At 70.6% G+C, this 23,522-nt stretch carries 16 protein-coding genes; 13 read left to right on the forward strand and 3 right to left on the reverse strand.

Annotated elements, in window-relative coordinates:
* Positions 1 to 31 precede the first annotated feature (31 nt).
* The 5 genes from ACH4S9_RS18100 (at position 32) to ACH4S9_RS18120 (ending at position 7,099) form a co-directional block, all read left to right on the forward strand.
* Positions 32 to 739 (forward strand): type VII secretion system-associated protein, encoded by a 708-nt coding sequence (locus ACH4S9_RS18100; protein ID WP_311721711.1) that lies wholly within the window; start codon positions 32 to 34, stop codon positions 737 to 739.
* Complete coding sequence (locus ACH4S9_RS18105) at positions 736 to 3,954, forward strand: hypothetical protein (RefSeq protein WP_398372850.1); 3,219 nt, start codon at positions 736 to 738, stop codon at positions 3,952 to 3,954. Before ACH4S9_RS18100 ends, ACH4S9_RS18105 begins: the two co-directional genes overlap by 4 nt.
* 48 nt (positions 3,955 to 4,002) lie before the next feature.
* A complete protein-coding gene (locus tag ACH4S9_RS18110) occupies positions 4,003 to 5,349 on the forward strand; it encodes an RICIN domain-containing protein (RefSeq protein WP_398372852.1) in 1,347 nt (448 codons plus the stop codon).
* A gap of 94 nt (positions 5,350 to 5,443) precedes the next feature.
* Positions 5,444 to 6,091 carry a HEAT repeat domain-containing protein gene (locus ACH4S9_RS18115; protein WP_398372854.1) on the forward strand — a complete coding sequence of 216 codons (648 nt, stop codon included), beginning with the start codon at positions 5,444 to 5,446 and terminating at the stop codon, positions 6,089 to 6,091.
* Between the two features lie 3 nt (positions 6,092 to 6,094).
* Positions 6,095 to 7,099 carry a HEAT repeat domain-containing protein gene (locus tag ACH4S9_RS18120; protein ID WP_398372856.1) on the forward strand — a complete coding sequence of 335 codons (1,005 nt, stop codon included), beginning with the start codon at positions 6,095 to 6,097 and terminating at the stop codon, positions 7,097 to 7,099.
* A 25-nt stretch (positions 7,100 to 7,124) separates the two neighbouring features.
* Here ACH4S9_RS18120 and ACH4S9_RS18125 read toward each other — a convergent pair whose 3' ends face one another.
* Genes ACH4S9_RS18125 through ACH4S9_RS18135 form a run of 3 tightly spaced genes read right to left on the reverse strand, consistent with a single transcriptional unit; the run spans position 7,125 to position 11,803 of the window.
* Complete coding sequence (locus tag ACH4S9_RS18125; protein WP_398372858.1) at positions 7,125 to 7,724, reverse strand: YdcF family protein; 600 nt, start codon at positions 7,722 to 7,724, stop codon at positions 7,125 to 7,127.
* A 27-nt stretch (positions 7,725 to 7,751) separates the two neighbouring features.
* The gene (locus ACH4S9_RS18130; RefSeq protein ID WP_398372860.1) at positions 7,752 to 9,737 is read right to left on the reverse strand and encodes a hypothetical protein; all 1,986 of its coding nucleotides are present in this window, start codon (positions 9,735 to 9,737) and stop codon (positions 7,752 to 7,754) included.
* A 56-nt stretch (positions 9,738 to 9,793) separates the two neighbouring features.
* Positions 9,794 to 11,803 (reverse strand): beta-galactosidase, encoded by a 2,010-nt coding sequence (locus tag ACH4S9_RS18135; protein WP_398372862.1) that lies wholly within the window; start codon positions 11,801 to 11,803, stop codon positions 9,794 to 9,796.
* Between the two features lie 563 nt (positions 11,804 to 12,366).
* Here ACH4S9_RS18135 and ACH4S9_RS18140 point away from each other — a divergent pair.
* The 8 genes from ACH4S9_RS18140 (at position 12,367) to ACH4S9_RS18175 (ending at position 23,401) form a co-directional block, all read left to right on the forward strand.
* A complete protein-coding gene (locus tag ACH4S9_RS18140) occupies positions 12,367 to 14,034 on the forward strand; it encodes an ABC transporter substrate-binding protein (protein WP_398372864.1) in 1,668 nt (555 codons plus the stop codon).
* Between the two features lie 44 nt (positions 14,035 to 14,078).
* The gene (locus ACH4S9_RS18145) at positions 14,079 to 15,083 is read left to right on the forward strand and encodes an ABC transporter permease (RefSeq protein WP_361182093.1); all 1,005 of its coding nucleotides are present in this window, start codon (positions 14,079 to 14,081) and stop codon (positions 15,081 to 15,083) included.
* Positions 15,084 to 15,089: 6 nt separating this feature from the next.
* Positions 15,090 to 15,989, forward strand: coding sequence for an ABC transporter permease (locus ACH4S9_RS18150; RefSeq protein ID WP_311721721.1), 900 nt, complete (start codon positions 15,090 to 15,092; stop codon positions 15,987 to 15,989).
* A 73-nt stretch (positions 15,990 to 16,062) separates the two neighbouring features.
* Complete coding sequence (locus ACH4S9_RS18155) at positions 16,063 to 17,121, forward strand: ABC transporter ATP-binding protein (protein WP_398372867.1); 1,059 nt, start codon at positions 16,063 to 16,065, stop codon at positions 17,119 to 17,121.
* A 50-nt stretch (positions 17,122 to 17,171) separates the two neighbouring features.
* The gene (locus ACH4S9_RS18160) at positions 17,172 to 18,260 is read left to right on the forward strand and encodes an ABC transporter ATP-binding protein (RefSeq protein WP_398373023.1); all 1,089 of its coding nucleotides are present in this window, start codon (positions 17,172 to 17,174) and stop codon (positions 18,258 to 18,260) included.
* On the forward strand, positions 18,257 to 19,300 hold the full coding sequence (locus ACH4S9_RS18165; protein WP_311721723.1) for a LacI family DNA-binding transcriptional regulator: 1,044 nt from the start codon (positions 18,257 to 18,259) through the stop codon (positions 19,298 to 19,300). The genes ACH4S9_RS18160 and ACH4S9_RS18165 overlap by 4 nt, the downstream gene beginning before the upstream one ends.
* A 215-nt stretch (positions 19,301 to 19,515) precedes the next feature.
* The gene (locus ACH4S9_RS18170) at positions 19,516 to 21,117 is read left to right on the forward strand and encodes an FAD-dependent oxidoreductase (RefSeq protein ID WP_398372869.1); all 1,602 of its coding nucleotides are present in this window, start codon (positions 19,516 to 19,518) and stop codon (positions 21,115 to 21,117) included.
* Between the two features lie 112 nt (positions 21,118 to 21,229).
* Positions 21,230 to 23,401, forward strand: a complete 2,172-nt coding sequence (locus ACH4S9_RS18175; protein WP_398372871.1) for a glycoside hydrolase family 3 N-terminal domain-containing protein — start codon at positions 21,230 to 21,232, stop codon at positions 23,399 to 23,401.
* The last annotated feature ends 121 nt before the right edge of the window (positions 23,402 to 23,522 follow it).

Raw genomic sequence — 23,522 nt, forward strand, 5'->3', positions numbered from 1 at the left:
TCAGAACAGCACGACAGTAAGCGAGGACACGATGAGTGAGTCCAACGGCGAGGCCACTACCCCCGCCACGGTTGACCCCGCACCGCCGGAGGAGTTCGTCCAGGCCGCCAAGGCGGCGCCGAACCACTGGCTCTACCTGACCGACCCCACCTGGCGCGGGGAGGCCCCGCCGCCCGAGTTCGCTGTGGTCGGCCAGTGGCGCTCCGACGACAACGGCGAGATCGTCGAGTGGCAGGCCAACGAGGACTACGTGCCATCGCCGGGGGCGCGGGGCTGGCCCGAGCCCACCGACGACGTGGACCGCGCCGTCCAGCTCGCCACCACCGGCTACGGCCCGGCGGACGACGTCACCGCCGCCCTGGCCAAGGCCGAACTGGCGATGCTGGTCACGGCGGACGGCCGGCCGGTGAGCGCGTCGGCAGCCGACGGCACGGCAGTGGTCCCGATCTACACCTCGGCGCGCCACCTCCACAAGACCGGCCCGTTGGGGTTCGAGCGGGTGCGGATCGCCGACGTCCTCGACCGGATCCCCGAGGGCCACAACCTGTCCGTCAACAGCTCCGCCGCGGTGAGCATGGTGCTGGTCACGGACAAGCTGGTGGCGGCGCTGGCGGCCGTGGAAAGCGCCCCGGCGGAGGAGACGGACGGGGGCGAACGGGCCTATGCGGATCAGGCCGAAGCGGATCAGGCCGAAGCCACATCGGCCGGTGCCCGGGAAGAACGAGGAGGACAGGCGTGAGCCGTTCCGGGGGCGCCCGAGCCCGCTGGTTCAGCGGGCGGGGTGCCCGAGCCCGTACCGGGCCCGCCGCCGACCCCGCGCCGTCCGCGCCCGTCACGACGCTGGACACGCTGGAGCGTCCCGAGAGCCGCGGGCGGGGCGGGGCGCTGCTCGTCGAGGAGCACGGCGGTGTCATGCTGCTCCGCTCTCCCGCGGATGACACGCTGTCCACCTCCGACGTCGCCGACCTGGCCCGGGCCCTCTCCGCCGACCCGGAACACACCGTGACGGTGGTCGCCGGAGCCGACGCGTCGTCGGCCGGTGAGCTGTGGCCGCGGCTCGGCAGGGTGCTCGACTCGCTCCGCTCGGACGGCGTCGGAGTGGTCCGGCTCGTCCTGGCGGCAGCGGGCGACGACCGGCCGGACGAGCCCGCCGTGGCCCGCCGGATCGCCGACGCCTGGGAGATCGAGGTGATCGCCCCCGATGGCGTCGCCGTCGTGGTGCCCGGCGGCAGTCTGTTCGTACCGGAGCGGCGCCCGGGCCGGGGCGGCCGGCGCGGCGGTGGCGAGCGCGGCGGATGGTGGCGCTTCGCGCCGGGGGCGGAACCGGTGCGGATCGGCTCGCGCCAGCCGGCCCCCGCGTGGCAGCCCGCGGTCGAGTACCTGCCGGTCGGCACCTCCGGCGGATACGCCGTCGAGCAGATCCCGGCGGGCGTGCTGGTCCGGTCCCGGGACGCGATCCCGCCCCACCCCGACGACCTCTGCTACGCCGTACCGGCCGACCCGCGCGGCCCCACCGTGCTGCTGGGCGCGCCACACGACGAGGACATCCCTGCGGGCGACCTCACCGAACTCCTCACCGCCCTCCCCGAGGCCGTCAGGCCCCGCGTCCGGCTCGCACCCGGCGGCCCTCGGGACATCCTGCGCACCAGCCAGTCGGTTGCCGACTCGCTCGGCGTCGAACTCCTCGTCCGCACCGGCATGCCGCTGATGTCCTACGGCATCCCGACCGAGCCCGGCACGGTGCGGTCCGTGCTCGTCGGCGCCGATGGCGCGCCCCGCTGGCAGCCGTTCGTGGACACGGTGGTGTGCGCCCCGGCGCGCGAGGGCGAGACCGCCCCGAGCCCCCGCCTGTCGCGCTGGAGCCCGCCCGTTCCGGGCCGCGGCAGCGCGGAACACGGTGCCATACGCCTCTCCGAGCAGTGGCGGGTCACGGTCACCCGGGCGGGCCTGTGGATCACTGACACCGAGAGCGAGCCGCCACCGGCCACCGCCCGCGCGGTGGACCCCGAAGGACCGGCGATCGAACTGGGCCATCCCGGGCGGCCGATCGACGCGACGCTGTACCCCGTGCTGGCCAAACTGCTCGGCGGACTCGGCGCCGACGTGTGCGGCCGGGCCAGGCTGTTCGTGCTCGGTACGTGCGCGGACGGTGGCCGCGAACTGCGCCGCACAGCCGCGGAACACGGCCTGCGGACGCTCCGCTTCGGGGCCGGCCTCGCGCCCGCCAGGCCCGAGGTGCGGCGCCCGGCCCCCGCCGAGTCCGCCCAGGCGCCGACGGAGTCCGGCCCGGCGCCGGTCGCGTCCGCCCCGGCCGCGGAGGCGGAGCCTGAGCCGGACCACGAGCGCGATCCGATGTCCCTGGGAACGCTCCCGGAAGCAACGCCACCGGAAGCCACCGAGGATCCGCGCCCCGCGCTCCCATCGACGCGACCGTCGATGGTCAGCGCGGCCCCGGCCCCGGCCGCGCGCGACACCTCCGCCGCGCCCGACGAGCCTGCCGCGTCCGCCACATCCGGGGCAGGGGCAGGATCCCCGGAGCCCCCCAGGCCGCGAACGGGGGGCTCTGGCCTGAGCAAGGCGCCGGGCTCCGGCCGCGTACGGGACCCCGAGCGGCCCGAACCCCCGGGAGCGGGACGCCCCTTGCGGACGGGGAGCAACACGCCCCCACCCCCGATGGAGCCGGACCAGCCAAGCCAGTCGCTGCCCCCGATGGGACTGGACGCGATGCTGGACCTGCTCCGGTCGCAGAGCCCGCCCGACGGTGCCGGAGACGGGGACAGCGCCCCGTCGGCATCCCCCCTGACCCGTCGGCCCACCCAACCGGGTACCCCGCTGTCGCGCCCATCCCAGGGCCAGGCCCCCCAGACGGCGCGGAACACCCCCGCGACCCCGGCCACGCGGACCCCGTCGGCGAGCCCGGAGTCCTCGGAGCCACCGGCGCTTGCCGAGCCACCGGCACCCCCCGTACCCCCGGCGGCCCCACTGTCCACCACGGTGTCGCAGTCCACGCAGGGGCCCCCGTCGGCCACGGCGCCCGGGCCCACGACTCCCGTGACCCCCGCGACTCCCGAGCCCCTGGCCGCTCGTACGCCGTCCGTGCCCCTCCGGCCGTTGCCGCCGGTTCCGTTCCTGCCGGGACATGTCAGTACGGAGGCCGAGCGGACCGCCTTCCGGGCGCTCGCGGACGCGGTGTGGGAGCGGCACAGCGCCGCGGTCACCCGCGCCCTCACCCGGATGCCCGCGCTGCGCGGGGCGGAACAGGAGGCGGCGCGCATCGACCTGATCGCGCTCCACGTGTACCTGGAGACCTCGTACGACCCCGATGCCCCGGACACCCCGGCGGCGCGGCTGAGTCATGCCGCGCTCGCCCGCGGCTTGCGTACGGGCGACGAGCGGCTGCTGCCGTACGCCGCCTGTGTGGCCTCCGCGCTGCGGCGCCTGCCGTCCTACCGGGGCCTGGCGTGCCGCCGTACCCACGAGGCGGACGGCGGGCTGGTCCCCGGAACCCTGCTGCGCGACCCGGGGCCGGTGTGTGCGCTGCCGCTGGGGGCCGGGGCGCCGCGCCCGGCCGGCGCGCAGTACGCCATCTGGTCGGTCACCGGGCGCCGCACGCGCCAGCTGACCGGCCGCCCCGGCTCCGCTTCCGGCGGGGACGAGGTCGTCTTCGCCCCCGGGACGCTGCTTCGGGTGCTCGATGTCCGCGAGACCGACGGCGCCCCGCTGGTGCTGCTGCGAGAAGTACCCGCCACCGCGTCCTCCCCGTCCGCCGCCGGGGCGGTACCGCAGGACGCGCGGCTCGATGACCACGACCGCGCCGCGCTCGACCGCCTGGACGAGGCGCTGCGCCGTCACCCCGTCGCACCGGGGCTCCTCCCATGGCCGGAGATGTGCGACGGACCGCTGGGGGAGAGCGGGGACCCCGCCGCCCGACCCCGGCCCGGCGTCGGCCGATGACCGGTCGGCCGCCACGCATGGACAACACGAACGGATAAAGGAGACATGATGTCCAGTCAGGAACCCACGAACCCCAAGGGGCCCGTGGTGCGCCGCGCCGTCACCCTGCCGGGTACCGCCGGTGCGCCGGATCCCTCCGCGCTGACACCGCTGGGTACGGTGAGCACGGCGAGCACGGAGACCGGCGCGACCGATCCGGTCGGTAAGGCGGGCGCGGCCGGCGCTGCCGGTGCCGTGGGCGCCGCGGCCGAAGCGGACACCGCCGAGCAGCCGAAGGTCTCGTCGAGCGAGTCCGCGTCGGCTGGTGAGTCCGCCCCGTCCGTGACACCAGGCGCGGCCGGGGCCACCACGGCGTCCGCCGGGGCCACCACGGCGTCCGAGGCCGGGGCGCCGGACACTCCCGCGGCTCCGGACGTACCGCCCGCCGAGGCCGACGGCCACGCGGACGGCCGCGGATCCGCCGACGCCATGGCGTCGGCCGTGGGTGATTACCCCCCGGGCGCCGACACCGGGGTCGGCGAGGAGGACGAGCCCCCCTCGGGCCGTCCCACCAAGGCGCTGCTTGCCGCCGCCGCCATCGCGGGCGCGCTGCTGATAACCCTGCCGTTCCTGGCCTTCGGGGCCGATGACGACGATGACAAGACCGAGGCGGCGCCCGAACGCACCTCGGGCATGACGGTCCCGAAGCTCGAGGAGAAGGGCCCCGGTACGTACACCGCCCAGTCGCCCGCCCCGCCCACCGCCAAGAAGAGCGAGTCCCCTTCGCCGACGGCCAAGCCCCGGACCGAGCCGAGCAGCGAGCAGCCGAAGTCCCGGCCCGAGCCCGAGCCGAGCAGCGAGACGCCGAAGCCTCGGGCGAAGAAGGTGGTGACGGCCGGCAAGCCCTATGTGATCGCCCCGGACCAGCGTACGAACTTCCAGCTCAAGAACGTCTCGACCGGCCGGTGCGCGGACCTGCCCGGCTCGGGCACAGGCAAGCTCGACGGCGTGGTCCTCCAGCACGACTGCCTTGACGACTGGGACGCGGACAACCAGGTCTGGGACTTCGTCCTGGCACAGAAGGGCAAGGGACCCAACGGCCGCAATCTCGTCGTGATCAAGAACAGGAAGAGCGGCCTGTGCCTGGACCTGCCCGGCCGCGGCAGCCAGCCGAGCAGGACCGGGCTCAACCAGACCCACTGCAACCTCACGCTCCAGGACAACCAGCTGTGGTGGGTCGAGAACCTGGGCGGCAACCGGACGTTCTGGATCCACAACTACGCCAGCGACCAGCGGTGCCTGGAGGTCTGGGGCGAGAAGCCCGACTTCGGCGGCAACGACGCACGTCTGGGCATCTACAAGTGCTCTCCCACTGATGACCACGAGTGGCGGCTGATCTCCAAGGGCGAGTCATGACGGCCACGCGTCGCCCCTGACGCCGACGCACCCCTGGCTCCGCTTGACCTTGACACAGTGACAAGGCCTTCACTGTGTCAAGGAGGTGGTCCTCATGACCTCGCAGGCTCTCCAGGCGCTGGAGAACAACAGCCCGTCGGTCCGGCTACAGGCGGCGCTGGCGGTCGGCACGACCCCGGACCCGGGGTTCATCGGTGCGCTCATCGGGCGATGCGCGGTCGAACCCGAGTTCTCCGTGCGTGAAATGCTGACGTGGGCACTCACCCGCCATGCGGCATCGATGACGGTCCCGCTGCTTCTCGACGAAGTCCGCTCGGAGCGTGTGCAGGCGCGGAGCCAGGCGTTGCACACGCTGTCCAAGATCGGGGATCGGCAGGCGTGGCCGGCGATCACACCGGCGCTGCTGTCCGACGCCGACGACGAGGTGGCCCGGAGCGCCTGGCGGGCGGCGGTCGTGCTCGTGCCCGAGGATGAGGAGCACGAGTTGGCCGTAGCGCTGGCGGCACAGCTCGGGCGCGGCGAACGCGAGACGCAGCTGAGCCTCAGCCGGGCGCTGATCGCGCTCGGGGAGGTGATGCTGCCGACACTCGGCGCCGCGACGAAGGATCCCGACCCTCGCGTGCGCGCGCACGCGATCGCCACGGAACGGCTGTGGCGCGACCCGGACGCCGGATTCGAGTTCGCGATCGAGGAGGCGAAGCGCACCGTAGCGCTCGGTGGGCCCGGCCAGGAGGGGCGGTAGGCGGTGCTGATCGGTGATGTCGCGCGGCGGTCCGGGGTCAGCGCCCGCATGCTCAGGCATTACGAATCGCTCGGCCTGGTGCGGCCAACGGGTCGTACCGAATCCGGCTATCGGGAGTACTCCAGCGACAACATCCGGCGAATCTTCCACATCGAGAGCCTGCGGTCATTGGGGCTGTCGCTGGGCGACGTCAAGCGCGCGCTCGATGACCCCGGCTTCGCGCCCGCGGAGCTCGTCGACGACCTCATCCGCCAGACGCGAGACCGCATCGTGGCGGAGACGGAGCTGCTCACACGACTCCGTCGGATCGGTGCCGCGGAACCCGCCGGCTGGGAGGGCGTCCTCCAGATCGTCGCGCTCCTCCAGGCGCTGGGGTCATCGAGCGCGGGGGTGCGGCAGCGCGCGGCCCTGTCCGCGGTCGAGGAGGTTCCCGTGCCGGTGGAAGCACTGGTCGAGGCCGTGCTGAGCGAGTCGGACCCGAACGTCGCCGGAGCCCTTCGCTGGGCTCTGGCGCAATCGGGCGAGGACGGGGCGGCACTGCTGGCGAAGGGCCTCGGTTCACCCGCGGCCGAGGTGCGGAAACGTGCCGTCCAGTCCATCGCCGAGATTCCGAACGGTGAGGCGACCGCGCTGCTGCGGGGCGCGCTCACGAACCCCGACATCGTGGTCCGCGGGTACGCCGCTCTGGCGCTCGGGACACGTGGCGTGGCCGACGCCGTCCCGACGCTCATCGACATGATCGTCGAGGAGAGGAGCGACGCCGACGCAGCCGACGCACTGAGCACGCTGGCGACTGATCCCGCCTTGGCGGATCAGATCGCCACCGGGCTCGTCGACCGTCTCGCCCACGCCACCACTGGATCGTCCGTACGCCGACGGCTGACACAGGCGCTCGCGGACATCCCGGGGAACGCGACGGCACGTGCCCTCGCGGATCTGTCACATGACGAAGACCGTGCCGTTGCGCTTACCGCGACATACATTCTCAAGCTGCGCAACGGACGATAGCGAACCCCGACGCGACAGCGGCTGTCTAGAGCGAGACCTTCCGTTCGTCGGCCTTGAGACCGCGGAGTGTCCGCAGCCCGTACAGAGCCAGCAGCGGTTTGACGACCATCCACTCACCCGGGTGGTAGTCATCCGCGCGCACCAGCTTCTCGGCAAGATCAGGGCGCTGTCGCCGCAAGTACGCGCGGGCCTTGAGGGCGTGAGCCGGCTGGGAGGCGATCTTGATGCGGTCGACGTCCTCAAGCAGTGGGATCACGTTCGTGATGTTCTCCCAAGTCGTCCTGGACTGGTCTTCGAGGACCACTGTGCCGTCGAACGCGAGCACCGACTTCGCGTAGTCGGCCATCAACTGGGCCTCCGCGGCCCCACCGCTGGTCGCACCGCCGCTGAAGATCACGCGAGTGCCGTGCGCACGGTCAGCGTCGACGGAGCGGATCGCAGCACGGACTCGCCAGCGGTTGATGAGGTTCGCTGTCGCCTGGGGGTTCCGGTAACCCAGCACGACCACGGCCTCGACAGCGCCCCCACTGTTCCCCACGAGAGCGCGCGACCAACGGCAGTTCAGCCACTCGCCCCAGGCCAGGGCCGCTGCCCCAGCCACCGCCACCCCTGTCCACAGTCTCATGCGGCGACTTTAGGGCACCTCACGCATTCATTGAGGGCCCGCCCCGGCCACCGTGAAGGAGTACGACACCGCGAATGGCCCATGGCCGTACGTCACGGTAATGGCATCGCGCGGCTTTGCACCCAGTGTCGCCAGGTTGACGGTGGCGCTGAACGTCTTCGAGTTCTTCTCTGTCTGTGTGACGGTCAGACGCTTGGTGGCGCGGTCGCCCACGCGCACATCGACCGTGCCCTGGCCGAGGGTGTCGGCGTCCAGGTTCAGGGGTGCCGCCAGGTCGATTCGCACCTCCGTATCTCCCGGTACGACACGTGCGGGGACCCGGCCCCGGGTGCTGACCTTGAGTTGTGTCTGGTCGGCTGCCCGCCAGGCCAGTGATTCGTTCCATGCGGTGTTGAAGGCGACCCAGCCCTCGGTGTGGCCGATATTGCCTTGCTCGGGATTGAAGGGATAGTGCCCGTTCTTGGGACTCCCGTCGAGCACGCCGGGAACATTCTCCAACAGTCCCGCGCCGCCGTAATATTCGGAGAACCATCCGTGCTCCACACCCTCGAATCCCACCGTCTTGCTGGGCGCGTCGTACGAAGCGTGCCGCCCGGTGGGGTTGCGGCCGAAGATGTTGTCCACCTGTGCCGTGGCGATCTCGCGGAGTCGGCCGGTCAGTGGATCGTTCCCCAGCAGCCGCGCAGCGGCGAGTGCCGGCGCGGAGAAGCCGGCTACGTTTCCGACCTCGTTGGGGTCGTCGGCGCCGCCCCCGTTGAAGGCTGGAATGGTCCAGCGGTCGTCGGAGTACCGGCGGAAGTCCCAAAGATTGTCCGAGCGGTCGACGGCAATGCGAGCCCAGTCCCTGACGAACTCCTCGATGCCGTGGGGAGCCTTGTCCGGATACGTCTCGGCGAACTGCACCAGGCCGGTGATCAGCACGTACTCGCTCTGCCGCTGTCCCTTGCTGACGCGCGGATCCTTGACGTCCAGATTGTTGATCAGCCAGTCGGCCTGGCTCCGAGCGGCATGCAGGTAACGGCCGGCATCATCGCGGCCTTCGCGCTTCGCCACCTCGTACATCATCAGGTTCGGCCACACCGAGTGCCCCGGTGCGAGCTCTCCCTTACCGGTTCCCACCTGTGTGTACACCTGGAACAGGTCCCCGGTGTGGGGGGTGAAAGCCTGCCAGTGGTACCGATCGCGAGCCGGGTCACCCCACGAGTCGAAGAGGTGATCGCGAGCGCGCTGGTAAACCGAGGCCGGAATATACTTTTCCAGCTGCGGATAGGCGTATATGAACGCGGCCAACTGCTCCTTGAGCTGCGGATCGTTGACCTTCTCCTGCAAAAGCAGCTCAACGCCCCAGTAGATGAGACGCACAATGTCCGGAGTGCCTTCCGGCAGTGTCACCGGAAGCCCCTTGTCATCGGCGTCTACATGGATCTGGTCGAATGCGCTCGGGTTGGCCAGGTACATGTCGACCAGTGTCTGGATCTCCCTTGAATAGTGAGCCGAATCACGCCAGGTCACTCCCTTCATGCAATCGCGCGCGCCGTATTCGTCGCTGGCGGGATCGGCCGTCTTGCGCGTGTAGTCACCGAAGTAGCACCGGCTGCCCGCCATGAACTCGATGGCGCGCCGATAGGACACCCGGTCAATCCAGTACGCACCGATCCCGAAGGGAACCGACGCGCCCGTGCCGGCCGCCCCTGTGACGGTGACGACAAAGTCCCCTGTGTCGCGCGGATTGAACTTGGTGAAATCTCCTATGCTGCCCTTGACCTTGCCCCGGTATCTGACCCGCCCGGATGTGTCGGTGATGGTGAACGTGGCACCGTCCTCGGCCCGCGGTGCAGTGAACCGCTTGGACTCGCCGAGGTTGAAGCCGCTCTGGTTGAGCAGGACTGGCTGTGCGGCCGTGGGGTCCCCTGCCACCGCTCTGGCGGAAGCGGAATCAGTCACCGCAGCGGCCGTGCCTGGAACCGCTCCCAGGACAAGCGCGCCCACAGCTGCGAGCAAACGGACCTTCATGGGTCACCTCACTGTTTCGATGTGATGGTTGAGATGCGGCGACTCGGCCGGCGAGGTCACTGAGGACCCTCTGCCAATACGGCGACTTCGCCCGCCGGAATGGTGATCACGCCCGGTGAAAGGGCGCCCGATATGACGTCGACCCCTGCCGCGGCCACCTGCGCGGGGTGACTGGTGTGGTTCACGGCGAAGAGCCAGGTCCTGCCGTCGGGGGTGGATCGGCGCGTGACTTCCACTCCATGGCCGGCCCCCTGGACCGGGGTCGCGCAGCCGGCGGCCGCTGCCCACTGGGGAAGGAGCCGTAGCAGGGAGGAGATGTCCGGGCGAGTGGCCAGGTACCGGATGTTGCCGCGGCGGAGGACGGCCGGGCCTCCTTGCGCGGGCCCGTCGACGAATCGGCTCTCCACCTCGGTTCCCGGGTCGGGCAGCACACGCTCGGCCCACAGGTGGCCGGTCGAGCCGTCGTCCAAGCCGACCGATTCACCGGCAGCGAGCGGAAGGTACTCGTCCACCCGCAGTCCGAGCAGGTCACGCAGCGCGCCGGGATACGGGCCGGGGTGGACCCGGTCGTGTGGGTCGACCAATCCGCTGAACGGGCCGATGACCAGGTGGCCGCCGCGTGCCGCATAGTCCTCCAGCGCCCGGGCCGCCTCGGTGGACAAGGCGTAGAGCGAGGGCACCAGCAGGAGGCGCTGTGCTCCGGGGGCCGGTACGAGATCGCAGGACAGACCGAGATCCCACAGAGCGCGGTGCCAGTCGCGAAGAATGCCGGAGGATGTCATGTCGCCGCTGGGCCGGTGGGGCAGTTGCAGGGCCCACATGGCCTCGTAATCCAGCAGCAGGGCGATGTCGGCCGGCGGACAGGTGCTGCCGGCGATCTCGGCGAGGGCGGCCACGGTGTCGCCGAGGGCTTTGGTCTCCTGCCAGATTCTGGTGTCCTCACCGCCGTGGGGAACCATGGCCGAATGCCACTTCTCCGGGCCGTAGGTGGACTGGCGCCATTGGAAGAACATGGCGCCGTCCGCTCCGCGGGCAAGGTGGGTCAGAGTGTTGCGGGCCATCTCCCCGGGGGTTTTGGCGACGTTGCGGGGTTGCCATTGCACCGCGGAGGTGGAGTGTTCCATGAGCATCCAGGGCTGTCCGTCCGCGAGACCGCGGGTGAGGTCAGCGGCGAAGGCGAGGTCGGCGGCGCGATGGGGGTCCTCGGACGGCAGATAGTGGTCGTTCGAGACGATGTCGACCTCCGGCGCCCAGCGCCAGTAGTCGCTCCAGCGGAGCGCGCTGGCCATGAAGTTGGTGGTGACGGGGCGGCCGGGGGAGTGGGTGCGCACGATGCCGCGCTCGGCGCGGAAGCAGGCCAGATGTTCGGCGTCGCTGAAGCGATAGAAGTCCAACCACAGCCCCGGCGAGAGGCTGCTGGTGCTGGTGCGCGGTGGAATGACCTGCTCCCAGTCGCTGTAACGCACGCCCCAAACGGTCGTGCCCCAGCGGTCATTGAGGGCATCGAGGTCGTCTCCGTACGTGGCGCGCAGCCAGTCGCGGAACGCGTCGGCCGAGGTCGCGCACCAGCAGTGAGGGTTGCCGTTTGCGTACTCGTTGTTGATGTGCCACATCACCACGGCTGGGTGTTCGCCGTAGCGTTCGGCGAGGCGGCGGGTGACCAGCGCGGCGCGTTCCCGATAGGCCGGTGACGATGGGCAGTACGCCTGACGGGAGCCGGGCGCGAGCGTTCGCCCGTCGGCTGTGACAGGCAGCGATTCGGGGTGAGCGTGGGAGAACCACAGCGGCGGTGCCGCGGTGGGAGTGGCCAGGTCGACGGCGATGCCCGACTCGTGCAGGAGCGCGATGATCTCGTCCAGGCCGGAGAAGTCGAAGGCGTCCGGTCCGGGTTCGATCCAGGACCAGGCGAAGACACCGAGGGTCACCAGGTTGACGTTGGCCTCGCGCATCAGGCGGACATCGTCCTCCCAGGTGGCTCTGTCCCACTGCTCCGGGTTGTAGTCGGCACCGTAGGCGGGGCGCGGGATTCGGCTCCATGCGAGGTGCGGGTGGTCGGATCGCGGCATGGCGAAGCTCCTGAGCTCTGAGCTACGAGGTGTGGGGTCGATGGGGCAGCCGTCGGCGCGGGCGGGCCGAGGTGGGGGACCGATGGGGAACCCGCTTGTCCACGAGAACGTGCGGGATCGGACGATTGGACGTCAGCGGGGAGAGGCAGGCATGCACGACGTCCCGTCGTGATGCGCAATGCGGAAGCTGGGAGGCGGCAGTTGACGCTGCGCACCGGAAGCGCGTTCAACTTAGGCTGGCCGCACGGGGGTGTCAATGCGGGCGCACGTGCCGGCAGCGGCCCTTCAGAACGGTCTCTCGACGTCAAGCGGCCCTGCGATCAGCACGGTTGACCAACTGATCGCTCACGTCACCGCCAACAACCCTCCGTTGAGCTGTCCGTAGTGGATCAGTGTCCTAAAAACCTCTTCACGTCACACTCTTGACGCACTCTCGTAACGTCCGTACGTTCCCTGGTCATACGTAGAAGCAGAGGCCCGGGAGCCCTTCCTGCTATTGCTCATACGTATGAGCACGTCTTTTTGCGTCCTGCACCGCCCTCACGAGGAGCCAGGAGTCAGCCATGTCCACCAGAAGAGCCTTCATCGTGCGGGCCGCCGCGTCGGCCGTGGCCGTACCACTGGGAGCGAGCGCCTGCACGGCCGGGACGGGCGCCGGCGGAGCCGGGACGAGCGGCAAGGGCGCGCAGGCGCTCGTGTTCGGCAAGACCGACGGCGGGACGATGTTCGTCCGCAACTACAACATGTTCGGCCCCGCCACCCAGAAGTCCCCCAACAGCGAGTTGATCTACGAGCCGTTGGCGCGGATCGACTACAGCGACGGTGCGAAGGTCAAGCCCTGGCTGGCCAAGAGCCTGGAGTTCGACGAGTCCGGCACCACGCTCACGGTGAAGCTGCGCGACGATGTGAAGTTCTCGGACGGCAAGCCGATGACCGCCGACGACGTGGTGTTCTCGCTGGGCATCCCGCTGAAGGACTCCTCGTTCAACACCGGTGGCACCACCTACGAGCGCGTCGCCAAGAAGGACGCCACGACCGTCACCCTCCACTGGAAGCAGCCGGCCTTCAGTGAACTGGGTCAGCTCGCCTCGATCCAGGTTCCGATGGTGCCCAAGCACATCTGGGCGGGGAAGGACCTCAAGAGCTGGACCAATCCCGATCCGGTGGGCACCGGCCCCTTCACCCTGGAGCGGTTCGCAGCTCAGCAGGTGACCCTCCGCGCCAGGGACGACTATTGGGGCGGCAAGTTCGCCCTGAAGGAGCTCAAAGTCGTCCCGACCAGTGGCGACGCCGTGCAGGCGCAACTGCTGCGCGGTGACGTGGACTGGGCGCTCATCGCCTGGAACGGCGCGGAGAAGGAGTATGAGGCGAAGGATCCCAAGCGCCACCTGTATCAGAAGTACGCAACCGGTGGCACCTACGCTCTCTTCTTCAACACCGCTCAGGCTCCCTTCGACAATGTCCATCTGCGGCGGGCGCTGGCGATGACGATTCCGCGCAAGGACATCGTCACCATGCTTCAGCGTCCCGGTACGGAGGCGGGTCCCACGGGACTGGTCGACGAGGTCTTCGGCGATGTGATCCTGCCCGAGTACCGCCACAAGGTGCAGCCGGTGGACGCCGCCGGAGCGCAGAAGGAACTGGCGCTGAGCGGCTTCAAGGTCCAGGGGGGCAAGCTGGTCAAGGACGGCAAGTCCTACGCTCCGAAGCTCTCGTTCAACCAGGACTACGGCTGGGACCCGTACGCCAACAGCATGATCCGCAGCTGGCAGAAGCACCTCGGAATCACGGTGAAGCCGGTCGGTGCCCCCGGTGCCAACCTGTACGAGCAGCAGCAGGCCGGCGACTTCGACCTCACCATCAACTTCACGCTCGGCGGCGGCGTCGGCGGCATCTACAGTGGGCTGAGCGGCCGGGCCTACCGCCCGCTGGGGGAGAAGGCCGCCACCAACTACGGGCGCTGGAAGGACCAGGCCACCGATGCGGCGCTCGGCAAGCTGCTGGGGTCGAACGAGCCCGCGGTGACGAAGAGCGCCGGGGAGGAGCTCCAGAAGATCGTCGCGCAGCAGGTTCCGTACAGCCCCATCTACAACAGCTACTGGTTCATCGCCATCAACGCCTCGCACTGGGAAGGCTGGCCCACCCCCGAGCACTTCTCCCACGTGCCGTTCCCGGGCCTGGGGCCCGACACCACGCTGACCCTGATGAACCTGAAGCAGGCCGGCAAGTGACTGCGGCGACCGTGTCCGCCGCGCATGCCGCGCGCCCGGCCAGGGTGCCCCGCCGCTGGCGGTTCCTGGGGCGTCGCCTCGGCTTCTATCTGGCCGCCGCCTGGTCGGCGATCACCCTGAACTTCTTTCTGCCCCGGTTGATGCCGGGCGACCCGTCGGCCGGCATCGTCGACAAGTTGCAGCGGGTCAGTGGTCAGCAGGTGTCGCCGAGCGCCCTGGAGTCGATCCAGAAGGTCCTCGGCGAGCCGGATGCCAATATGGGCCGCCAGTACCTCGAGTACCTGGGCCAGCTGGCGCACTTCAACCTCGGTGTCTCGGTCAGCAACTACCCCGTGCCCGTGAGCGACCTGCTGTGGCAGGGCCTGCCCTGGACCCTGCTGCTGGTCGGCTCGACCACGGTGATCGCGTTCGTGCTGGGCACCGGCATCGGCGCCGTGGCCGGCTGGAAGGCCGGCGGCCGCTTCGACACGGTGGTCACCCCCCTCACCACATTCGTCTCGGCCATCCCGTACTTCTGGATGGCGCTGCTGGGGCTGTGGCTCTTCGCCTTCCAGCTGGGCTGGTTCCCGCTGTCCGGCGGATACGACGCCGACCTTTCGATCGGCTTCTCCCCGTCATTCGTCCTGAGCGTGCTGCACTACGGGGCGCTGCCCGCCGCCACCATCGTCTTCTCCGCCTTCGGCGGCTGGCTGCTCGGCATGCGCAACATGACGGTGACCACCGTCCGGGAGGACTACATCCTGCTCGCCCAGGCCAAGGGCCTGTCCGGCCGCCGGGTCATGCTCCGCTACGCGGCCCGCAACGCCGTCCTGCCGAACTTCACCGGCTTCGCCCTCGCCCTCGGCCATGTCGTCGGCGGTGCCCTGCTCACCGAGGTCGTCTTCAACTACCCGGGCATCGGCTATCTGCTCTACACCTCGCTCCAGCAGCGCGACTACCCGGTGATGCAGGGGGTCTTCTTCCTCATCATGCTGACCGTCCTGCTGGCCAACCTGCTGGCCGACTCGGTGTACGCCCTGCTCGACCCGCGCATCAGAGAAGGAGGGTGACGGGCGTTGAGCACCACATTCCTGACCAGCTGGAAGGTCCGCATCGGCCTCGGCATCCTGGCCTTCTTCTGCCTGCTGGCCCTGTTCGGCCCCTGGGTGGTGGACACCCTGCTGGGTCTCGACCCGCGCGCCAACGACATCAGTGTCATCGCCCAGCCTCCCAGCGGTGAACACCTGCTGGGGACCAATCAGTTCGGGCAGGACATCCTCGCGCAGATCGTCGAGGGCGCCCGCGGCTCGATGTACGTCGGGCTGGTCGGCGCGGTGGTCGGCACGGCGATGGCCATCCTGGTCGGTGTACCCGCCGGGTACTACGGCGGCCGGGTGGACGCCGCCCTGAACTTCCTCACGAACCTGTTCCTCGTCATGCCGGTGCTGCCGCTGATCCTGATCGTGGCCGGTTATCTGGAGGGCACCGGGCTGACCACCATCGCCCTGATCATCGGTTTCTTCGGCTGGTCCGGCGGGGCGCGCACCCTGCGCGCTCAGGCGCTCTCCATCGCCAACCGTGACTTCGTACGGGCCATGCGCATGCTCGGCGAACGCGGCCGCCGACTGGTGTTCGCCGAAGTACTGCCCCATCTGACCGGGCTCATCGCGTCGATGTTCCTGCACGCGATGATCGGCGCGGTGATGGCCGAGGCCGGACTCGCCTTCCTCGGCATCTCCGACTCCTCGGCGATCAGCTGGGGGACGATGATCCAGTCGGCGCAGCAGCAGAGCGCCGTCCTGCGCGGCCTGTGGTGGTGGTTCGTCCCGCCCGGCCTGTGCATCGCCCTGATCGGTACGGCGTCGGCCCTGGTCAACTTTGGCGTCGACGAACTCGCCAACCCCAAGCTGCGGGCCGCCCGTCCGGCGTCGGTCCGGCGCGCCAAGCGGCTGGCGCGAGCCGGAAGCGGGGCGTGATCACCGTGTGTGCCCCGCCACCGCCTCCCATGACCTCGCGCACCACGACTTCTCGGCCCGGAGGGGGATTCCGATGACCGTACAGGTTGAGCAGCACAGGCCGTCCGTGGCCGCGGCCGGGCAGGCCGTTCTGGAGGTCCGCGGCCTGACTGTCGAGTACGCCACGCGCAGCGTCCCCGTGCGCGCCTGCTCCGATGTCTCCTTCACCCTGCGCCGAGGCGAGATCCTCGGGGTCGCGGGGGAGTCGGGCTCGGGGAAGTCCACTCTGATCACCGCTCTGACCCGGCTCCAGCGCCCGCCCGCCGTCACCACCGCCGGGGAGATCCTCTTCCACGGCCGGGACGGCGCCCCGCCCGTCGACCTCGTCGCGCTCGACGGCAAGCAGTTGCGTCGCTACCGGTGGACGGCGCTGTCCATCGTGCTCCAGTCGGCGATGGACGCGCTGAATCCGGTGATGCGGATCGGCGCCCAGTTCGCCGACGTCCTGCGGGCCCGCGACCGCTCGATGAACAAGCAGGACGCCTGGGCGCGGGCCGCGGAGCTGCTCGCCCTGGTCGGGATCTCCGCCGACCGGGTCCGGGACTATCCGCACCAGCTCTCCGGCGGGATGCGCCAGCGCGCCGCCATCGCCCTGGCCCTGGCCTGTGGTCCCGAACTGGTGGTGATGGACGAGCCGACGACGGCCGTCGACGTCGTCATGCAGCGACAGATCCTCGCTCAAGTACTGCGTCTGCGACGTGAGTTGGGCTTCGCGGTCATCTTTGTCACGCACGACCTGTCGCTGCTGCTGGAGCTGGCGGATCGCATCGCCATCATGTACGCCGGCCGCATCGTCGAGGTGGGCGGGGCGGCGGCCCTCTACAGCGCGCCGAAGCACCCCTACACCCAGGGCCTGCGGGACTCCTTCCCGCCGTTGCGCGCCCCGCTGCGCACCCTGCGGGGCATCCCCGGCACCCCGCCCGACCTGGCCCGCCCACCATCGGGCTGCCCGTTCCATCCGCGCTGCGCGCGGCGGACGGAGGGCTGCGACGAGCGGCTGCCCGCACTGCTGCCCGTGGGGCCGGAACCAGGGCACGAGGCCGCGTGCCTGCTGAACGAGACCGACGGCGAGACGGGAGGGCAGAACCGGTGAGCAACCCCCTACGCGAGGCGACATCCTCGGCAGGCCGGCGGGCGGCGCGGGTGCCCAAGGCGCCCGCGGAGACGGAGACGGAATACGTCCTGGAAGCACGGAATGTCTCCAAGCACTTCACCGTCCGCGGTCCGCTCGGCCGCACCTCGGTCGTCCGTGCCGTCGAGGACGCCACCGTCCGCCTCAAGCCCGGTCAGATACTGGCGCTGGTGGGGGAGAGCGGCAGCGGCAAGACGACCCTGGCCCGGATACTGGCCCGCTTCCACGAACCGACGCAGGGCGAGATCGCCCTGCGCGGCGAGCCCGTGAACGGCAGCCGGCGGGCACAGCGCTCCTACCACTCCGAGGTGCAGCTGATCTTCCAGGACCCCTTCGGGTCGCTGAACCCGCTGCACCGCGTCCGCTACAACCTCGACCGGGCGTTGCGCCTGCACCAGCCCCACCTCACCGCCACCGGGCGCCGGCAGCGGATCACCGAGCTGCTGGAGCGGGTCAGCCTCACCCCGGCCGAGGACTTCGCGGCGAAGTTCCCGCACGAGCTCTCCGGCGGGCAGCGTCAGCGCGTCGTGATCGCCCGCGCGCTCGCCGTGGAGCCCAAGGTCCTGCTCGGCGACGAGCCGATCTCCATGCTGGACGTGTCGATCCGGCTGGAGATGCTCAATCTGCTCCAGCGGCTGCGGACCGAGGACGGACTCGCACTGCTGTACATCACACACGACATTGCCAGTGCCCGCTATCTGTGCGATGAGATCGCCGTGATGTACGCCGGGCAGATGGTGGAATCCGGCCCCAAAGAGGATGTGATCGCGTCACCGCAGCACCCGTACACCAAACTCCTCATAGAGTCCTCCCCGGACCCCGAGCGGGGAGTGGGCGACCGCGACGCGCTCTTCGCGGGCGCCGACGAGCTGGGTGAGCCGCCCAGCCTGATCGACCCGCCGGCAGGCTGCCGTTTCCACCCCCGCTGCCCGTTCGCGATGGAAGAGTGCGTCACCGATGCGCCGCCGCGCACCGAGCTGGGCGACGGGCACTGGGCGACGTGCTGGCTGCACGTCAAGGGCCGGGCCCGGGAACTGGCCGAGACGACACACGCCGCGGCCACCACAGCCCGGCGGGAGACGCTGCGAGGAGCATCGTGACAGGACGACGGCGCGACAAGGCGCCCAACCAGGCGGACGTGGCTCGGCTGGCAGGCGTGTCCCAGTCAGCGGTGTCCCGGGTGATCAGCGGCAACGCGGCGACGGCGCGGATCCCGGAGGAAACCCGGCAGCGAGTCTTCGAAGCGGTGCGCGAGCTGGGATACGTTGCCAACCCCGCCGCCCGGGCCATGCGCAAGAAGCGGAACAACCTGCTGGGCGTGCACACCTTCGAGCGCGTCTTCCCCCGCGCACACGAGGACTTCTACTTCGAGTTCCTGCTCGGGATCGAGGAGCGGGCCGAGGAGACGGGCTTCGACCTGGTGCTGTTCACCTCCACCGGGTCCGGCAACGACGGCGGACGGAAGGTCTACCGGAACGGCACCAATCGGCTCAACCTGGCCGACGCCAGCATTCTGCTCGGTGTCTCCACCGACCGCGGCGAGTTGGCCCGGCTCTGGTACGAGGGCTATCCCTTTCTCCACATCGGCCGCCGTGAGGTGCCCGGCGCGGAGATCCCGCAGATCATCCCCGACTACCGGTCGGCGAGCGGGCAGATCGTGCAACGGCTCGCGGAACACGGCCACCGGCGGTTCGGCTACGTACGCGAGTGGATGGAAATGGAGCCGTACGAGGACCGCCGCGCAGGCTACGCGGAGGCCGTCCAGCGGCTCGGCCTGACGGACACCTCCCCAGGTTTCCATGGCACACCGGACATCGAGGGCTCCTGGCTCGACGAGGTCGCGCGTGGCGCGGTGACCGCGATTGTGGCGGAGAGTGTGCGGCTCGCGGAGTCGCTGCGCGAGCAACTGGGGGCCCGTGGGCGGAAGATTCCCGATGACGTGTCCGTCGCCGTGCTGGAGCGGGCGCCCGCGGACCTGTCCGGGCAGTGGGACTCCCTGGTGATTCCCCGCATCGAGATCGGGCGCCTCGCGGTGGACCGGCTCCAGGCCACGCTCGACGACCCCGAGCAGCGGACGGGGAGCCTGCTGGTGCCGTGTCCGCTGATCAGGGGCACCACCATCGCGGCGGTGAGCGAGTAGGGCCGAACGCCCGGGGTCGCCGGACGAGCCGAGAGATGAGCGGCGCCGTCCGTAGGTCCCGGCCTGTCCTGAAACCCGGCGGACGGCGGGCGGGAGCCGCCCGCACACCGTCTCTCCACGGATACCCGAACCTAACCCACACCCACCGGCGAGGCCGGCCCTTCGGGTACGCCCCCGAACTGGCCACTTCGACCGGCAGAAGGAGCCCCGAGCCCATGAGAGAAATACGAACCGAGTTCCTCGTCGTCGGCGGCGGACTCGGCGGCGTGGCCGCGGCGCTCACCGCCGCCCGGCTCGGCCGGACGGTGGTGCTCACCGAGGCCACCGACTGGCTCGGCGGACAGCTCACCGCACAGGCCGTGCCGCCCGACGAGCATCCCTGGATCGAGGGCCCGGCCGCGCCACCCGGCTACGCCGAACTCCGGCGTCGCGTACGCGACTACTATCGCCGGAACTACCCCCTCAGACCGGAGGCCGCGCAGGACCCGCTCCTCGACCCGGGACTCGGCATCGTGAGCCGGATGTGCCACGAACCGCGGGTGGCCGTGGCCGTCATCGAGGAGATGCTCGCCCCGTGGCGGTCCTCCGGTGCGATAACCGTCCTCACCGGGTACGAGCCCGTCGCCGCACACACCGACGGCGACCGCGTCGAGGCGGTCACGCTGACCGACCGGTACGACGGACACGAGATCACCGTCCACGCCTCCTACGTCGCCGACGCCACCGAACTCGGCGACCTGCTGGAACTGGCCAACGTGGAGCATGTCTTCGGCGCGGAGGGCCGCGACGAGACCGGGGAGCCGCACGCGCCCGACACCGCCGACCCCCTCGACCAGCAGGCCGTGTCCTGGTGCTTCGCCCTGGAGCACCGGCCCGGCGAGGACCATGTGATCGACCGGCCCGCCTCCTACGACCACTGGCGCACCACCGTCGCCCCGTTCTGGCCCGGCCCGCAACTCTCCTTCACCGACATCGTCCCGATCACCCTCCAGCAGCGCACCTGGCCGCTGATGGGAGGCGGCCGGGAGGCCGGCGAGCACTTCGGCCTGTGGGAGTTCCGCCGCATCCTGGCCCGCGAGCAACTGGCTGCTGAAGCCTCCGGCTCCGACCTCACCGTCGTCAACTGGCCCCAGATCGACTACTGGGAGGCGCCGTTACTGGGCGTCGACGCCGAGCAGCGGCAGGCGGCGCTCGCGGCCAGCCGCGACCTGTCGCTGTCCTTCCTGCACTGGTTGCAGACCGAGGCTCCTCGCCCCGACGGCGGCACCGGCTGGCCGGGGCTGCGTCTGCGGCCCGACGTCACCGGCACCCGTGACGGCCTGGCCAAGACGCCGTACATCCGCGAATCCCGGCGTATCCGGGCCGAGTTCACCGTCCTCGAACAGCACGTGGGCGTCGAGGCACGTCCGCCGGGCGCCGGAGGCGAGGTGTTCCACGACAGCGTGGGCCTCGGCAGCTACCGCATCGACCTGCATCCCAGCACCGCGGGCCGCACCTACATCGACATCGAGTCCTACCCCTTCCAGATCCCCCTGGGTGCCCTGATCCCCGTACGCGTCGACAACCTCCTGCCGGCCAACAAGAACATCGGCACCACGCACATCACCAACGGCTGCTACCGGCTGCACCCCGTGGAGTGGGCCATCGGCGAGGCCGTGGGGGCCCTCGCCGGGTTCTGCCTCGACCGGGCCCTGCCGCCCCGCAAGGTCCGCTCGGACCAGGCCCAGCTCGCCGACTACCAGCACCTGCTCGGCCAGACGCTCGGGATTCAACTGGCCTGGCCGGAGGAGATCCGCAGCCGAGCGCACCACTACTGAGGATCAGTCGCACCCCACGAGCCGTGATTCCGACGGCACGTTTGTCTCCCGCGTCCTCGGTCCCCTGACAGCCGGGGGCGCGGGCTCTATTCACACCTGAGAGGAATCCGCCATGAGCGGCCATGACCACCAGTCCCGTATCGAGGAACTCCTGGGGCAGATGACCGTCGACGAGAAGCTGGGCCAGCTACAGCAGCTGGCCTGGGCCTGGGGCACCGGTCCTGGCGGCGCCGACACGGAGCAGGCCGAGGCCGCCGCGCGCAAGGGACTGCTCGGCTCGGTGCTCAACATCGTCGGCGCCGAGACGAGCAACGCTCTCCAGCGCATCGCCGTGGAGGAGTCCCGCCTGGGCATTCCGCTGGTCTTCGGCCTGGACGTGATCCACGGCTACCACACCACGTTCCCGATCCCGCTCGCCCAGGCCGCCGCCTTCGACCCGGCGGTGACGGAGAAGGACGCCGAGGTCTCCGCGCGCGAGGCCCGCTCCAACGGCACCCACTGGACGTTCTCCCCGATGATGGACGTCACCCGGGAGCCGCGCTGGGGCCGGATCGCGGAGAGTATCGGTGAGGACCCGTATCTGACCGCCGGCTACGCGGTGGCCAAGGTGCGCGGCTACCAGGGCGCCGACCTGAGCGCGCCGGACCGGATCGCCGCCTGCGCCAAGCACTTCGTGGCCTACGGCGGCGCGGAGGGTGGCCGCGACTACAACACCGTCGACGTGTCCGAGCAGCGGCTGCGCAACCTCTACCTGCCGCCGTTCCGGGCCGCCGTCGACGCCGGCGCCGCCACGGTCATGGCGGCCTTCAACACCATCAGCGGCGTCCCGGCCCACGCCAACCCGCACACCCTGACGGACATCCTCAAGGAGGAGTGGGGCTTCGACGGCGTCGTGGTCAGCGACTGGACGGGCGTCCAGGAACTGATCCCGCACGGCAACGCGGCGAACGAGGCCGAGGCGGCACGGCGGTCCCTGACCGCCGGAGTGGACATGGAGATGGTCTCCACCACCTTCGTCGACCACGGCCGGGACCTGCTCGCCTCCGGGGCGCTGAGCCAGGAGCGGCTGGATGACGCCGTCGCCCGGGTGCTGCGCCTGAAACTGCGACTGGGCCTGTTCGAGAGCCCGTACGTCGAGGAGTCCGCGGCGCTGACGACGCCGACCCCCGAGGCGCGGGCCGCGGCGCGCGAGGTCGCCGGGCGCTGCATGGTGCTGCTGAAGAACGACAACAACGTCCTGCCCCTCGACGCGCAGGCCCTGCGCTCGCTCGCGGTCGTCGGCCCCTTCGCCGACTCCGGTGACCTGCTGGGCACCTGGACCCTGCCCGGCGCGCCCGCGGCGGTCCCGGTTCTTGCCGGCCTGCGCGCGGCACTGCCGGACACCGACATCCGCCACGCCGTCGGGGTGCCCTCGGACGGGTTCGACACCGGTGGCATTCCGGAGGCCGTGGCGGCTGCCGAGGCCGCCGACGCTGTCGTGCTCGTGGTGGGCGAACCGCCCGCGATCAGCGGAGAGGCGGCCGTACGCAGCGAACTCGGCCTGCCCGGCGCCCAGGAGGAGCTGATCGACGCGGTCGCCGCGGCCGGCAAGCCCTGCGTCGTGGTGCTCGTCGGCGGGCGCCCGCTCACGATCGGCGGCTGGGCGGACAAGGTGTCCGCGATCGTGATGGCCTGGCACCCGGGCATCGAGGCGGGCCCCGCCGTCACGGACGTCCTGACCGGAGCCGTGGTCCCGGGCGGCAAGCTGCCCGTGACCTTCCCGCGCACGGTCGGCCAGCTCCCGCTCTACTACAACCACGAGCGGACCGGCCGCCCCTCTGACCCGGCCGCGCCCGACGTGAAGTACGTGTCGAAGTACCTCGACCTCGCCGACGGACCGGAGTTCGCGTTCGGCCACGGCCTGAGCTACACCACCTTCTCGCTGGGCGACCCGGTGCTGAGCCGTGAACGGATCGGGGCGGAGGAGCTGGGGGCAGGCGCGACGGTGGAGGTGTCCGTCGTCGTCCGCAACAGCGGCGACCGCGAGGGCGACGAGGTGGTCCAGCTCTACGTCCAGGACCCCGCCGCGAGCATCGCCCAGCCGGTTCGCCGACTGCGTGGCTTCCGCAGGATCCGGCTGGCGGCGGGGGAGGAGCGGGAAGTGCGCTTCACCCTGGGCGCGGATGACGTCGGCTTCTGGACCAATGACCCGGCCGGAGTCTTCACGGTGGAGCCGGGCGAGATCCACATCCACACGGGCAACAGCTCACAGACCCGCGCCCGGCGCACCCTCCTGATCACCTGACCGCCGGCGGGGCGGTCTGTCGTCCGGTCGAAGGGAGTGATGCAGCGAGTCGGTACATCGCGTCCGACGCCACGTCGGCTGCGCCGTGCGTGGTGCGTCGGACATGCCTCATCCACGAGTC

The organism is Streptomyces sp. NPDC021225 (genome assembly GCF_044332865.1).
In the GTDB taxonomy this organism is placed as follows: Bacteria; Actinomycetota; Actinomycetes; order Streptomycetales; family Streptomycetaceae; genus Streptomyces.